Source organism: Acetohalobium arabaticum DSM 5501, from assembly GCF_000144695.1.
In the GTDB taxonomy this organism is placed as follows: domain Bacteria; phylum Bacillota; class Halanaerobiia; order Halobacteroidales; family Acetohalobiaceae; genus Acetohalobium; species Acetohalobium arabaticum.
Genome location: NC_014378.1, coordinates 1,977,641 through 1,991,782, shown reverse-complemented (window position 1 = coordinate 1,991,782; position 14,142 = coordinate 1,977,641). Strand labels below are relative to the sequence as shown.

Below are 14,142 nucleotides of genomic sequence, written 5' to 3'. Positions count from 1 at the left end.
AGGTGCTGCCAGTTATGGTGGTACCTTTTATTTTTAAATAAAAAAAGGACTTCCGTTAACGGAAGTCCTTTTTATCTATATTAGGCTGATATAGATCTAATTACAGCTTAACTACGTCTTCAGCTTGTAGGCCTTTGTCACCTTCAACTATGTTAAATTCCACTTCTTCGCCTTCTTCTAAGTCTTTGAAACCATCTTCCTGAATAGCAGAGAAGTGAACGAATACATCGTCTTCCTCTGGTCGTTCAATAAATCCATAACCCTTATTAGAATCAAACCATTTTACTGTTCCTGTTTCCATTATAAATTATTCCTCCTATTTTTGTTCATCTATGTTATACTACATAGATTTAGTTAATTACAGCTTGACTACGTTTTCAGCTTGTAGTCCTTTGTCGCCTTCAACTACTTCAAATTCTACTTCTTCGCCTTCTTCTAAGTCTTTGAAACCATCGTCCTGGATAGCAGAGAAGTGAACGAATACATCGTCTTCCTCTGGTCGTTCAATAAATCCATAACCTTTGTTAGAATCAAACCATTTTACTGTTCCTGTTGCCATAAAGCTAATTCCTCCTATTTCTCTTATAATTTTAGTACAACTATAACTTTAACATATTATGATCAGTTTGTCAAAAATATGAGCAATTTTTTTATTAAGAAGCTGATTGGAAAATAACAGTAATGCCTATATAGAATACCCATTCTTTATAAGTTATGATATAATAAAATTAAAGTTTATATACATGGGGGAGTTTTTAGATGAGAATTTTAAAATGTAAAGGTTTGATTATTCTGCTAGGAATTTTATTAATTGTACTGGTCACCACTTCCTGTCGAGCACCTTCTATTGGACTACAAGATTCAGTAGAACCTCAGTCATTAAAAAGGCCAGTCCAAACTAAAGAAAAGGGAAAAGAATTATTAACTGAGGAAGAATTACAGTCTACAGGGAAAGATAGAAAGATAATTAAAGAGGCTAATCTTAATCTGGAACGGAATGATTTGGCAGAAGCTTATGAAGAAGTTCAAGAATTAGTTAAGAAGTATAATGGATATATTATAGATTCCCATCAGTGGCAGAATAATAATCAGAAGAAGTATTACCGCTATACTTTACGTATTCCTCAGCAGAATTTTGATTCAGCAATTGCTGGGCTTAAAGATTTAGGTAAGCTTAAGGATGAACGGTTTACCGGACGGGATGTAACTAGAGAATATATTGATCTCAAGGCTCGGTTGAGTAACTTTAAAGCCCAGGAAGAAAGATATTTAGAATTGTTAGACCAAGCAAAAGATGTGGAAGATATACTTAAAATAGAAAAGGAATTAAACCGAGTTAGAACCGAGATTGAGCAGCTCGAGGGCCAGTTAAAGTATTATGATAATCGGGTTGATTTAGCAACGATTAATGTTCAAATTGTGCAGCCGTCACCAATAATAGGAAGTAACTGGCAGATTATTAATAGTTTTAAAGATGCAGTAAGAGGTTTTGTAAAGAGCATTAACTTAATTATTATCTTGATAGGGGCTCTGTTACCGTGGCTTTTATTTTTATTTTTAATATTAATGGTAGGTTATTTTATTTTTAAAGTTAAAAGAAAATAATTATATTTAACTCTGGTTTTCATTTTGAAAATCAGGGGTTTCTTATTGCTTAAGAAACTTGATAGTATGAAGGTTGATATTAAGAAAGAGTTTAAGTGAAGATAATAATTAATTTAGAATTAAATTGATGTATTGTTGCAGTTTAGAGTTGATATCTTGCAAACGCTCCAGAAATCAGTCCTAGTCACTCAGTAGTAAATAAATCTTAGTGTTATGATTTAAAGATTCCGCTTTATATGTTAACTATTTTCTCTTGTGGGACTGCTTTAAAGTCGCTTTTTGCAAGATATTAACTAAATTGTGCAAAATTATCTGAGAGGGCGTGTTTAAAACCAGATTAATGAAATTTCTGTGCTATAAATAGTCAATATGTATCCGCTGCTTGTCGTTCGCTCAACGTCCTGTTTCGCTCACTGTCAAAAAACAGTTTTCCGCATAGCCAGCATAAAGACCAATACTGGCTATGGGAGAAACTCATGAAGCAAAAAAACAGTATTATTTCTCTAATTTACAAGGCTAGGAGCAAGGATTAATAATCCTGCGGACCCTCCATGGCTCCAAACTGTTTTTGATAATGAGTGAGACAGGACGTCGAACGAATGGCAAGCGTAAGAGATTTGTTGACTATAATCTGCAATTAAAAATCATCTTAAGTTGATGTATCTCTTTTATTTTTTTATCATACAGCATCTTAAAAGCATATAGTGAAGAATAAAGGAGGGAGTTATGATGATAAAGTTAAAAGAGGAAGTGGACTTTAAGAATTCTGATAGAATAGCAAAAGCAATTATTAAAGGAGGACCATTGGCTCCAGGTCTCAAAGGAGTTGTTTATTTTAAAGCTGTACCAGGGGGAACTAGAGTTATAGTAGAAGTTAAGGGTTTACCGCCTTTTCAAGCAGCTCAGAATGACCAGCCGCCTATAGGTCCGCATGGTTTTCATATTCATGAGTTTGGTACCTGTAAAGTAGGTGATCCTGATGATCCCTTTCAGGCAGCAGGAGACCATTATAATCCAACTAATCAGCCCCATGGAAACCATGCTGGTGATCTGCCGGTGCTTTTTTCAAATAATGGTTTTGCTCGAATGTCATTTTTTACTAATAAATTTGAAGTGGAAGATGTGATAGGCAGATCAGTAATTATTCATCAGAATCCTGATGATTACCGCAGTCAACCAGCAGGAGCTGCTGGAAAGAGGCTAGCCTGTGGAGTAATTGAGTGGAGTTGATATTTGATTCTCTTGATTAATTTTCATTAATATGCTAAAATCAATAAACTAGCGGCGGAAGATATTTTATATTTTTCAGGGCTATTAATGATCATCAAGTAGTAAGAAGTGTATCATAGGGGGAGTTAATAGTAATGCCAAAAGTGCTGGAGATGACTTTAGGTGAATTGTTGGACAGGCAAGCAATTAAGTATTCTGAGAATGATGCTGTAGTTTATACTGAGAAGGAAATTAGGTATAGTTATCGAGAATTTAGAGATGTCTGTAATCAGGCAGCTAAGGGATTTATGGAGTTAGGAATTGATGTTGGTGATCATGTAGCAATTTGGGCCCATAATCAGCCAGAGTGGTTAATAACACAGTTTGCTACTGGTAAGATGGGTGGGGTTTTAGTTACAGTTAATACTAATTATCGGGCTATGGAGTTAGAATACTTATTAAAACAGTCAGATGCCGAAACCTTAATTCTGTCGGAGGGGATGAGAGCCGATTATCCTGAAATATTATATGAAATCTGTCCTGAGTTAAAGAGCAGTGAACCTGGTGAGCTGAAATCAGAGAATCTCCCTCATCTTAAGAATGTAATTTATATTGGGGATGGAGATGTACCTGCTGGAATGTATCATTGGAATGATATTATGGAATTAGGTAAACAAGCATCCAATGTTAAATTAAGAAAGCGACAGAATAGTTTAAATCCTGATGATGTAATTAATATGCAGTATACTTCTGGAACTACCGGCTTTCCTAAAGGAGTAATGTTAACTCATACTAATATTATAGCCGATGCAAATTATATAGCTGACTGTATGGAATTTACTAATGAAGATAGATTATGTATTCCGGTACCATTCTTCCACTGTTTCGGTTGTGTATTAGGGACTTTAGTTTGTGTAACTAAAGGAGCAACGATGGTGCCGATAGTTAAGTTTAAACCGGAGCCTGTATTAGAAACTATTGAAGCTGAGGAATGCACAGCGGTTCATGGTGTACCGACTATGTTTATCTCGGAACTGGAATATCCGGACTTTGATCAATATGATTTAAGTTCATTACGGACAGGAATTATGGCTGGTTCGCCCTGTCCTATGAAAGTAATGAAGCAGGTTATTAATAAGATGGGAGCTGAAGAGATTACTATTGCTTATGGACAGACAGAAGCATCACCAGTAATTACACAGACAAGAACTGATAATTCCTTGGAACGGAGAGTATCTACTGTTGGTAGAGCTTTGCCTAATGTGGAAGTTAAGATTGTAAATCCTGATACCGGTAAAGAAGTACCGCCTGGAGTACAGGGAGAATTATGTACGCGTGGCTTCCATGTGATGGAAGGTTATTATAAGATGCCGGAGGAGACAGAAGAGACTATTGATGGTGATGGTTGGCTGCATACTGGTGACTTAGCTATTATGGATAAGGACGGCTACTGTAAAATTACAGGACGGCTTAAAAATATGATTATTCGCGGTGGAGAGAATGTATATCCTCGGGAAGTTGAAGAACATTTCTATGATCATCCTAAGATTAAAGATGTAGAGGTTGTAGGTATTCCTGATGAAAAGTATGGAGAAGAAGTCATGGCTTATATTCAGCTCAAAGATGGAGAAGAAGCTACTGCAGAAGAAATTTTTAATTACTTTAAAGATCGGATTTCCTGGCATAAACTGCCTAAGAAGATTGAGGTTGTCAATAATTATCCAATGACAGCAAGTGGCAAGGTCCAGAAATATAAATTGCGTGAAAGAGCAATTGAAAATTATAATCTCCATGATGTTGAAGAGTTTGAAACAGCTTAAAAGATTTTGATAGTGATAAATGGTGGAGGGGAGAGGATTCGAACCTCTGAAGGCATCGCCGGCAGATTTACAGTCTGCTCCCTTTGACCGGACTCGGGAACCCCTCCATAATATGGAGTTGAAATGGTCGGAGCAGCAGGATTTGAACCTGCGACCCCCTGGTCCCAAACCAGGTGCGCTAGCCAAGCTGCGCCATGCTCCGATAAATTAAAATTTCTTTTCAAAATGACGACAATATAAATTATAAAGGATTTTTTGCTTTTCGTCAAGGGTAAAAATTAAAAAAATCAAAAAGACCTTGCTGAAATTTCAGCAAGGTCTTTTTGTTCTATACTGATTCTACTTTTTCAACTTCAGGAATTTCTTCCTTGAGTACTCGTTCGATACCGTTTTTAAGAGTCATTTGCGACATGGGGCAGCCGCCACAGGCTCCTGTTAACTTTACCTTAACAACTCCCTCTTCAACGTCAATTAATTCAACACCACCGCCATCTGCTTCTAATGATGGCCTGATTTTATCTAAAGCAGCTTCTACTTCTTCTTTCATTTAGATAAGTCACCTCCTCTATATTAGAACATAACTTAGAAATTTATTTTTAGTATATAATAAATACCTTTAACAAGGGGTCGAACCCACTGATAGTGAGTTAACATTACTGTTTTTTATAATCTTGTTAATAATATTATATCATACTGACTTTAATATTTGAAGATATTTAAACTTCAAATATTATCTAAATTCATCGCCACCCAAATAAAATATTTGGATGGAGTTTTCTTTGGATGTTTTAGATAAATCCTTTGAATTAATGAAATTATTTCACATTATATATTATATTTTGGTTTGATTTTGACACTTTAAATATTAGTTGATATAATTAACATAAATAATTGTTACTATTAATTGTAAAGGATGTGTAGAAAATGGGAACTCAGCCTAAAAGAAGAATGACTAAACAGAGAAAGAAGATATTAGAGGTTCTGCGTAATACTGATTCTCATCCAACTGCTGACTGGATTTATGATCAAGTCAAGCAGGAGATGCCCAATATTAGTCTGGGGACTGTTTATCGTAATCTCAATGTTCTAAAAGAGATGGAAAAAATTATGGAGTTGAATTACGGTAGTTCTCACAGCCATTTTGATGGTAATGCAGAAAATCACTATCACTTTACTTGTTTAGAATGCGGTAAAATCTGTGATGTGAGTGAGCCGGTCCATTCTGATTTAGATCAAAAGGTAGAAGAAGAGATGGGATGCAGTATAAGTCATCATCGTTTAGAATTCTTTGGCACTTGTGCTGAATGTAAAGAAGAAGAATAGGTATTAACCAGGGTTGATAGATATCGCCCTGGTATTTTTTATTGCTTAGTATATTTTCCTTCTAACCGGAGATACTAATCACTGTAAAGTTAGGAGGTGCAGATGATGCAGGCTACAGAGGAGATCAAAGAGTTATCTGAAGATGAGAAGTTTGAGAAATTGGATGAGATTATTGAACAGAATCGAGGCCAGGAAGGAATTTTAATCAATGTTTTACATCAGGCACAGCAGATATTTGGCCATCTATCGCGTAAAATTCAGGTTCATATTGCTGAAGGGCTGGATATTCCTTTTAGCAAAGTATATGCGGTAATAAGTTTTTATTCGCTTTTTTCTACAGAGATGAGAGGTAAGTATACTATAGAAGTCTGTACCGGTACTGCCTGTTATGTAAAGGGAGCTGAAGATATTTTAGAACAGTTTAAGACTGAGTTAGAAATAGAGCCTGGAGAAACAACAGAGGACGGCTTATTTACTTTAGAGACTACTAGATGTATAGGTGCCTGTGGTATGGCTCCAGTTATTAAGGTTGGAGATGATACTCACGGTAGATTAAAAGAAGATCAAGTATCAGATTTATTGGACAAATATGAATAGGTAAAGGAGGGAAAGGATGTCGATAGAGGCTGAGGTATTAGTCTGCAGTGGAACAAGCTGTTTTTCATCTGGCGGGCCTGAAATTTATAATAATTTGTTGGAAAATCTGGAAGAGAAAGGGCTTACAGGAGAAGTGAAATTGGTTCAGACCGGCTGTTTCGGCTTCTGTGAAAAAGGTCCTATAGTAGTAATCTATCAGGAAGATAATCCGGGAGGGATCTTTTATTGTCAGGTAGAGCCAGAAGATGCCCAGCGGATTGTAGAAGAACATTTAATTAAAGATGAGATTATAGAAGAGTTACTGTATGAAGAACCAGAAACCGGCCGTAAAGTTGCCCAGTATGAGGATATGGGTTTTTATAAATACCAACAGCGGATTGCATTGAGAAACTGCGGCTTAATTGAACCTCATAATATTAGGGAGTATATAGCCCGGGATGGTTATCAGGCTCTAGGAAAAGCACTAACAGAGATGACTCCTGAAGAGATAATTGACGAAGTAAAGACTTCAAAATTACGCGGTAGAGGAGGCGGTGGTTTTCCTACAGGAGTTAAGTGGGAACTAACTAAATCAGCAGAAGGCTCACCGAAGTTTATTATCTGTAATGCTGACGAAGGCGATCCTGGTGCATTTATGGACCGCAGCATTGTAGAGGGAGACCCTCATAGCGTAATTGAAGGACTGGCCATTGGAGCCTATGTTATTGGAGCTAATCAAGGTTATGTCTATGTTAGAGCTGAATATCCGCTGGCAGTGGATAGATTAGAGAAGGCTATTGAATCTGCTAGAGAGCTAGGAGTGTTAGGGGAAGATATATTTGGCAGCGGATTTGATTTTAATGTAGAGATAAGGGTTGGAGCTGGTGCTTTTGTCTGTGGGGAAGAAACAGCTTTAATTCATTCAGTTCAAGGAGATAGAGGAGATCCACATGGTAAGCCACCTTATCCAGCTAATGATGGTCTATGGGACCAGCCGACTGTAATTAATAATGTAGAGACTTTAGCCAATATTCCTCAGATTATTTTGAATGGAGGCGATTGGTTTAGCCATATAGGTACCGAAGAAAGCACGGGGACAAAGGTCTTTGCTTTAGCTGGAGATATCCATAATACCGGATTGATTGAAGTGCCTATGGGGACAACACTTAGAGAGGTAATCTTTAATCTGGGTGGTGGAATTCCTGATGATAAAGAATTCAAAGCAGCTCAGACAGGAGGACCTTCTGGCGGATGTCTGCCGAGGGAAAAGTTAGATATTTCAATGGATTATGATTCTCTGCTGGAAGTCGGTTCTATGATGGGTTCAGGTGGCTTGATTGTGATGGATGAAGATACCTGTATGGTAGATGTAGCTCGCTTCTATCTGGACTTTACCCAGGATGAAGCCTGTGGTAAATGCACCCCAGGAAGAGTAGGAACTAAACGCTTATTGGAGATGTTGAATAGAATTGTCAGCGGTGAAGCAGAGGAAAATATTCTTGATAAATTAGAAGCACTCTGTCATGAGATAAAAAAGACAGCTCTCTGTGGTCTAGGCCAGTCAGCCCCTAATCCAATTTTAAGTACTCTGGAGTACTTTCGAGATGAGTATGAAGCCCATGTATTTGATAAATATTGTCCAGCCGGTGTCTGTAAAGATTTAGCAAGTTATAAAATAGATGAAGAAGCTTGTGAGGCTTGTGGGGTCTGTAAGGAAGAATGTCCCGTTTCAGCGATTACAGGTAGTAAAGAAGAAGGATATGAAATCGATCCTGAGATCTGTGAAAGTTGTGGTATTTGTGAAGAAGAGTGTCCCTTTGAAGTAATTACCAGAGGTTAAGTTTGAGAGGAGGTTAATTAGTGGTCAGTGTAACAGTAGATGGTCAAGAGGTAGAAGTAGAAGAAGGAGCAACAGTATTGGATGCAGCGGAAAAGCTTGATATTGATATTCCGACTCTCTGTTATCTTGAGGATTTGAATGAACCTGGCTCCTGTCGAGTCTGTTTAGTTGAAATAGAGGGGGAAGAGAATTATCAACCATCTTGTGTTTATAATGTAACTGATGGATTAGAGGTGAGGACTAATACTCCAGGAGTTATAGAAGCTAGAAAGAAAATGATCGAATTGTTATTATCTGATCATCCTTTTGATTGTTTGACCTGTGCTGCCAATCAAAACTGCGAACTGCAGTCAATAGCCAAACAGCATGGTATTAGAGATATAGATTTTGATGGTGAGCGGAATGAGTTTCCCGTTGATGATTTATCTCCCGCATTGGTTAGAGAACCGAGCAAATGTATCCGCTGCCGGCGCTGTATCAGTGTCTGTAGCGAGATTCAGGAAGTACATATCTATGATATAAATGAACGCGGGTTTGATTCTGTTGCTGCCCCTGCTTTTAATGAAAGTCTGATGGATACCCCTTGTATTACCTGTGGTCAATGTATTATGGTCTGTCCCACGGGAGCTTTGCACGGACAGGATGATAAACAGAAAGTCTGGGATGCTCTAGCTGATGATACGAAGCATGTAGTTATTCAGACTGCTCCGGCAATTAGAGTTACTATCGGTGAGATGTTTGGTATGGAAGTAGGGAGTTTAGTTACTGGTAAGCTAGTATCCGCCCTAAAAAGGGTAGGCTTTGATAGAGTTTTTGATGATTGCTTTGGAGCCGATGTTGTTGTGATGGAAGAGGGCCGTGAGTTAATGGAACGTTTAGAGAGTGGCAAAGATTTACCCCAATTTACTTCCTGTTGTCCCGGCTGGGTTAAGTTCTGTGAATCTTTCTATCCATCGCTGTTGGACAATCTTTCTAGCTGTAAATCACCACAGCAGGTATTTGGAGCATTGGCTAAGACCTATTATGCTGAGAAAGCAGGTATTGACCCTGATAATATATTTTCTGTTTCTACTATGCCTTGTGTAGCTAAAAAATACGAAGCACAGCGGCCGGAGATGGATGACAGCGGTAGGCAGGATGTTGATGCTGTTTTGACTACCCGTGAACTAGGGGAGATGATTAAACAGATAGGTATAGATATTGAGAATCTACCAGAACAAGAGTATGATGAACCTATGGGTTATGCTACTGGTGCTGGAGTTATCTTTGGTTCTACTGGTGGAGTAATGGAAGCAACACTCCGCACTGTTTATGAAAAATTAACAGGCGAAAGATTAGAGGATTTTGAATTACAGAAAGTAAGAAGTCAAGACTTTAATGAAGCTGAAGTAAAATTGGATGAAGACCGGAGTATAAACGTAGCAGTAGCTAGAGGAACAGGAAATGCACGCAAATTGATTCACCGTGTACTATCTGGTGAAGCTGATTATGACTTTGTAGAAGTAATGGCCTGTCCAGCCGGTGGATGTGTTGGCGGTGGAGGACAGCCGATTTATTCTGGACGTGATCGATGGGCAAGAATGGTTGAAGATAGAGTAGCAAGAGCAGATGGACTGCTTAAATCAGATGGAAGAAAAGATATTAAAGTCGCTCATGAGAATCCATTTGTTAAAGAATTATATGATAGCTTTCTTGAGAAGCCGCATGGAGAAAAATCACAGAAGTTGTTACATACTTCTTATACGGATAGACAGCTGTATACTCACGAAGAGCGTTATAGTGAACAGAAGGGTAAAGAGATGAAGGAAGCAGATAAAAATAATTAAGAGTAAAAATCCCTTCCTGCGCAGGAAGGGATTTACTATAAAATTTATTAATAAAATAGATTTAAGCAGAAATATTCTTTTCTCCTAAAGGAAGTACAGTTTCATCTGAGACGTCGTTAATTATTTCTGCGGCAGAAGTATACCAGGCTATAAGAGCACAGATAATTCCCATATATCCGCCTAGTATTCCGAATTTAGGTGCTACTAGATCTCCGAGAGCTAAAAGGAAAAAAGTGATCCATAATGTCAAGAAGATAAGCCAGAGTGCTCTATTTAATTTAAAAGTACCTAACCACATGTAAAAAGTAAAAATCCCCCAAGCAATGAGTACTAATCCTACGGAGGTGGCAGCATTGGCGCCTAGGTCGATCCAGCCTAGTGTAATAGAATATTCGAATAAAGCGAAGAACATCCACCAGGCACCGTAAGAAGTAAAAGCAGTTGCTCCAAAGGTATTACCTGTTTTAAATTCCCACATTCCAGCCATGAATTGAGCTAAGCCACCATAAAATAATGCCAGTGGAAATACTATTGCTTCTCCTGTTGACAGGATTTCGGCATTATAAAAACTAAGAACAAAAGTTGTTAAGGCAAAGCCAGCTAAACCCAATGGTGCTGGATTAGCTATCTTATTGTTAGCCATATACTAATTCTCCTTTGTAATTTTTTAATGATAAAATAATTTTAATTGTCATTATGTATTATTATTTGTCAAATTTAGTACAAAATCTCTCCTTTCTCTTGATATTATTATAGAGATTATATATAAATTCGTTTTAAATGTCAAAGGTTTTTTAAATTTTTCTAATAAAAAATCTATCTTGCAGGAATAATTTTTTCAATTAAGAATTAATAGGTGAAAGTTCTGTTTAAAATATTAGTAGGAGGGGTAGAATGGTTTATGGTCTAACAATAAGCACCAATTCAAAGACTGAAATGATAGATATAACCAATAAAGTTCAGAGTCTAATTTCAGATTTAAGTTTAAGCTCCGGAATCTGTACTCTATTTGTACCTCATACTACTGCTGCAGTTACTATTAATGAGAATGCTGATCCAACAGTGCAGCAGGATATTTTAAAAGAATTAAATAAAGTAATTCCTTTTGAAGATGATTATCAGCATTTAGAAGGGAATTCAGCTGCCCATATTAAATCAACATTAGTTGGCTGTAGCCAGCAGATAATTATTGAGCAGGGAGAATTGGCTTTAGGAACTTGGCAGGGGATTTATTTTTGTGAATTTGATGGTCCTCGGTCTAGAAAATTAAAGATAAAATTGGTTGGAAAAGAGTAATTAGAGGAGGAGAGAAATGTTAGTAGATTATCATGTTCATCCTATTGCTCACGATGATGGAGACCATTCAAAAGACAACTTAAGAAAGTTTGTGAAGCAGGCTAAAAAGAAGGGGATTAAGGAAGTAGGAATTGCTGACCATAACCGTTATCATAATATGTTTCAACTAGACAATATCCAGGTTGTCAACCAAGAGTTCAATGATGTTGAGCTTAAGTTTGGGATTGAAATGGATTATACTCCTGGAAAGGAAGAAGAAATTGCTGATTTTTTAACTCAATTTAATTTTGATTTTGTAATCGGCTCTATACATTATCTTGGTGATTGGATGTTTGACCATCCTGACTATATTGATGAATATAATAATCGTGATATTGATGAAGTCTATGAAAGATACTTTAATTATCTATCTCAGGCTGCCAGATCAGGTCTGTTTGATATTATAGGCCATCTTGATTTAATTAAAGTCTTTGATTTTCATCCGCAGAGTGATATATTAGAGTATGTGGGGCCAGCTTTGCAAGCAATAGCTAAAGAAAAACTCTGTATTGAACTTAATACAAATGGGCTTAATAAGCCTGTAGAAGAGATCTATCCTAGCCGTAAAATATTAGAAGAAGCATATAAGTTAGAGATTCCTGTAACTTTAAGTTCAGATGCTCATATTTCTAAGCGGGTAGGGGAGAATTTAGATTCAGCACAAGACCTTCTAAAGGATATAGGATATGAGAAAATAGCTACTTTTAAGGACCGACAGCGTAAATTAGTAAGTATTTAAAGTTTAAGGCTAAATAGAGGAGACTTATAATTATGGAATTAATTACTAGAGATGATATTAGAAATATAGCCATTATTGCTCATGTTGATCATGGAAAGACAACTTTAGTTGATAGTATGTTAAAACAGAGCGGAGTTTTTCATGAGCAGAAGCAGGTAGAAAACCGAGTGATGGATACTAATGATTTAGAGCGGGAGCGCGGGATTACTATCTTATCTAAGAATACTGCTATTGATTATCAGGGAACTAAGATCAATATTGTCGATACTCCCGGCCATGCTGATTTTGGAGGAGAAGTAGAACGAATTTTAAAGATGGTAGACGGCGTATTATTGATTGTAGATGGTTTTGAAGGACCGATGCCGCAGACAAAGTTTGTTTTACGAAAAGCATTGGCCTTGGATCTAAAACCGGTAGTAGTAATTAATAAGATAGATCGCAGTAATGCCCGACCTTATGAAGTAGAAGATGAAGTTTTGGAACTATTTATTGAATTGGAAGCTTCTGCTGAACAGTTGGAGTTTCCAGTAGTTTATGCTTCAGGGTTGGAGGGATTCGCCAGAGAAGAAATAGGAGAAGAGAATAATGATTTAGAACCTTTATTCCAGGAAATAATTACTAAAATTCCGCCTCCAGCTGTAGATTTAACTGCTCCGCTGCAGATGGTCGTGACTACAATAGAGTATAATGATTATGTAGGAAGGTTGGCAGTAGGTAAGATCAAACGAGGAAGAGTATCCAATGGAGCTGTAGTTTCAATCTGTAGATCAGATGGCAGTATTATTACTGATCAGATAAGTAGTCTCTATAAATATTCAGGCCTTGGGCGCAAAGAAGTAGAAGAGGCCAAGGCTGGTGATATAGTAGCAATTGCTGGTTTAGAAGAGATAAATATTGGGGAGACGATTGCAGATAAAGATGCTCCTGAACCGCTACCGTTTATTGAGATTGAAAAACCGACAGTGACGATGACTTTTACTACTAATGACAGTCCTTTTGCTGGACAGGAAGGTGAATTTTTAACTTCACGACATCTACAGGCTAGATTTGATAAAGAACTGGAGAGTAATGTAGCTTTGGATATTGCCGAGACTGAAAGCCCGGATACCTGGCGGGTTTCAGGGCGGGGACTGCTGCATTTATCAGTCTTAATTGAGACTATGCGGCGGGAAGGTTATGAATTTCAGGTTTCTAAACCGGATGTAATCACTAAAAAAGAGAATGGGCAGAAGTTAGAGCCGATAAAAGAATTAGTAATCGATATTCCGGAAGAATTTATGGGAACAATTATGGAAGAGATAGGCCAGCGTAAGGGCCAGATGCAGAATATGACTCAGCTTAATGCTGATAGAGTTAGACTGGAGTTTGGGATCCCGGCTCGAGGTTTGATCGGCTTTAGATCTGACTTTTTGACTATAACTAAAGGAGAAGGGATTATTAACCATACCTTTTCCCATTATGCTCCTTATCGGGGTGAACTGCCGGAAAGACAGCATGGTTCTTTAATAGCGACGGAAGAAGGTGAAGTAACAAGATTCGGTATCTTTAATGCACAGGAGCGAGGAACTATCTTTGTCAAGCCTGGAACTAGAGTCTATCGCGGTATGATTATCGGAGCTAATGCCCGGCAGAATGATCTAGATATTAATATCTGTAAGCAGAAGAAATTGGATAACATGCGTTCTGGTTCTGCTGATGAGGCAATCGACTTAATTCCTTCTACTGATCTAAGTCTGGAAGAAGCCTTAAATTATATTGATGATGATGAGTATGTTGAAGTAACACCGCATAATATTAGATTGAGAAAGAAAATTTTAAATGCTAAGCAGCGTAGAAAGTCTAATAAGAATTGATTAACTTTATTTGAGT

General features: G+C 37.4%; 14 protein-coding genes and 2 tRNA genes. 10 read left to right on the top strand and 6 right to left on the bottom strand.

Features of this window, described 5'->3' with window-relative positions:
- Positions 1-100 precede the first annotated feature (100 nt).
- A complete protein-coding gene (locus acear_RS09705; RefSeq protein WP_041667343.1) occupies positions 101-304 on the bottom strand; it encodes a cold-shock protein in 204 nt (67 codons plus the stop codon).
- Positions 305-358: 54 nt separating this feature from the next.
- Complete coding sequence (locus acear_RS09700) at positions 359-559, bottom strand: cold-shock protein (RefSeq protein ID WP_013278839.1); 201 nt, start codon at positions 557-559, stop codon at positions 359-361.
- Positions 560-759: 200 nt separating this feature from the next.
- Here acear_RS09700 and acear_RS09695 point away from each other — a divergent pair, with 200 nt between their 5' ends.
- The 3 genes from acear_RS09695 (at position 760) to acear_RS09685 (ending at position 4,634) form a co-directional block, all read left to right on the top strand.
- A complete protein-coding gene (locus tag acear_RS09695) occupies positions 760-1,605 on the top strand; it encodes a DUF4349 domain-containing protein (RefSeq protein WP_013278838.1) in 846 nt (281 codons plus the stop codon).
- A 729-nt stretch (positions 1,606-2,334) separates the two neighbouring features.
- Positions 2,335-2,835, top strand: coding sequence for a superoxide dismutase family protein (locus acear_RS09690; RefSeq protein WP_013278837.1), 501 nt, complete (start codon positions 2,335-2,337; stop codon positions 2,833-2,835).
- Between the two features lie 143 nt (positions 2,836-2,978).
- A complete protein-coding gene (locus acear_RS09685) occupies positions 2,979-4,634 on the top strand; it encodes an AMP-binding protein (RefSeq protein WP_049772697.1) in 1,656 nt (551 codons plus the stop codon).
- 20 nt (positions 4,635-4,654) lie between these two features.
- On the opposite strand, the gene acear_RS09680 is transcribed toward acear_RS09685, so the two are convergent.
- The 3 genes from acear_RS09680 to acear_RS09670 all read right to left on the bottom strand — a co-directional run bounded on the left by acear_RS09680 (position 4,655) and on the right by acear_RS09670 (position 5,181).
- Positions 4,655-4,741 (bottom strand) — tRNA-Tyr (locus acear_RS09680).
- Between the two features lie 17 nt (positions 4,742-4,758).
- A tRNA-Pro gene (locus tag acear_RS09675) sits at positions 4,759-4,836 on the bottom strand.
- 126 nt (positions 4,837-4,962) lie between these two features.
- Positions 4,963-5,181, bottom strand: coding sequence for a NifU family protein (locus acear_RS09670; protein WP_013278835.1), 219 nt, complete (start codon positions 5,179-5,181; stop codon positions 4,963-4,965).
- A gap of 377 nt (positions 5,182-5,558) precedes the next feature.
- Between acear_RS09670 and acear_RS09665 the strand changes: the two genes are divergently transcribed.
- From acear_RS09665 to acear_RS09650, 4 genes are all read left to right on the top strand, one after another.
- A complete protein-coding gene (locus acear_RS09665; RefSeq protein ID WP_013278834.1) occupies positions 5,559-5,957 on the top strand; it encodes a Fur family transcriptional regulator in 399 nt (132 codons plus the stop codon).
- 102 nt (positions 5,958-6,059) lie between these two features.
- Positions 6,060-6,554, top strand: a complete 495-nt coding sequence (locus tag acear_RS09660) for an NADH-quinone oxidoreductase subunit NuoE family protein (protein WP_013278833.1) — start codon at positions 6,060-6,062, stop codon at positions 6,552-6,554.
- 16 nt (positions 6,555-6,570) lie between these two features.
- Positions 6,571-8,373, top strand: a complete 1,803-nt coding sequence (locus acear_RS09655; protein ID WP_013278832.1) for an NADH-quinone oxidoreductase subunit NuoF — start codon at positions 6,571-6,573, stop codon at positions 8,371-8,373.
- Between the two features lie 20 nt (positions 8,374-8,393).
- Positions 8,394-10,199, top strand: a complete 1,806-nt coding sequence (locus acear_RS09650; protein WP_013278831.1) for an NADH-dependent [FeFe] hydrogenase, group A6 — start codon at positions 8,394-8,396, stop codon at positions 10,197-10,199.
- A 61-nt stretch (positions 10,200-10,260) separates the two neighbouring features.
- Here acear_RS09650 and acear_RS09645 read toward each other — a convergent pair whose 3' ends face one another.
- The gene (locus acear_RS09645) at positions 10,261-10,842 is read right to left on the bottom strand and encodes an acetate uptake transporter (RefSeq protein ID WP_013278830.1); all 582 of its coding nucleotides are present in this window, start codon (positions 10,840-10,842) and stop codon (positions 10,261-10,263) included.
- 251 nt (positions 10,843-11,093) lie between these two features.
- On the opposite strand from acear_RS09645, the gene acear_RS09640 reads away from it, so the two are divergent.
- From acear_RS09640 to typA, 3 genes are read left to right on the top strand one after another with little or no spacing between them, the layout of a single operon-like run.
- Positions 11,094-11,495 (top strand): secondary thiamine-phosphate synthase enzyme YjbQ, encoded by a 402-nt coding sequence (locus tag acear_RS09640; RefSeq protein WP_013278829.1) that lies wholly within the window; start codon positions 11,094-11,096, stop codon positions 11,493-11,495.
- A gap of 16 nt (positions 11,496-11,511) precedes the next feature.
- Positions 11,512-12,273 (top strand): histidinol-phosphatase HisJ family protein, encoded by a 762-nt coding sequence (locus tag acear_RS09635; protein ID WP_013278828.1) that lies wholly within the window; start codon positions 11,512-11,514, stop codon positions 12,271-12,273.
- Between the two features lie 32 nt (positions 12,274-12,305).
- The gene (typA, locus tag acear_RS09630; protein WP_013278827.1) at positions 12,306-14,126 is read left to right on the top strand and encodes a translational GTPase TypA; all 1,821 of its coding nucleotides are present in this window, start codon (positions 12,306-12,308) and stop codon (positions 14,124-14,126) included.
- Positions 14,127-14,142 lie beyond the last annotated feature (16 nt).

Coding starts and splice junctions, on each gene's coding strand:
- acear_RS09660 (WP_013278833.1), top strand. CDS start 6,060: ATGATGCAGGCTACAGAGGAGATCAAAGAGTTATCTGAAGATGAGAAG.
- acear_RS09670 (WP_013278835.1), bottom strand. CDS start 5,181: ATGAAAGAAGAAGTAGAAGCTGCTTTAGATAAAATCAGGCCATCATTA.
- acear_RS09635 (WP_013278828.1), top strand. CDS start 11,512: ATGTTAGTAGATTATCATGTTCATCCTATTGCTCACGATGATGGAGAC.
- acear_RS09640 (WP_013278829.1), top strand. CDS start 11,094: ATGGTTTATGGTCTAACAATAAGCACCAATTCAAAGACTGAAATGATA.
- acear_RS09695 (WP_013278838.1), top strand. CDS start 760: ATGAGAATTTTAAAATGTAAAGGTTTGATTATTCTGCTAGGAATTTTA.
- typA (WP_013278827.1), top strand. CDS start 12,306: ATGGAATTAATTACTAGAGATGATATTAGAAATATAGCCATTATTGCT.
- acear_RS09645 (WP_013278830.1), bottom strand. CDS start 10,842: ATGGCTAACAATAAGATAGCTAATCCAGCACCATTGGGTTTAGCTGGC.
- acear_RS09700 (WP_013278839.1), bottom strand. CDS start 559: ATGGCAACAGGAACAGTAAAATGGTTTGATTCTAACAAAGGTTATGGA.
- acear_RS09665 (WP_013278834.1), top strand. CDS start 5,559: ATGGGAACTCAGCCTAAAAGAAGAATGACTAAACAGAGAAAGAAGATA.
- acear_RS09690 (WP_013278837.1), top strand. CDS start 2,335: ATGATAAAGTTAAAAGAGGAAGTGGACTTTAAGAATTCTGATAGAATA.
- acear_RS09655 (WP_013278832.1), top strand. CDS start 6,571: ATGTCGATAGAGGCTGAGGTATTAGTCTGCAGTGGAACAAGCTGTTTT.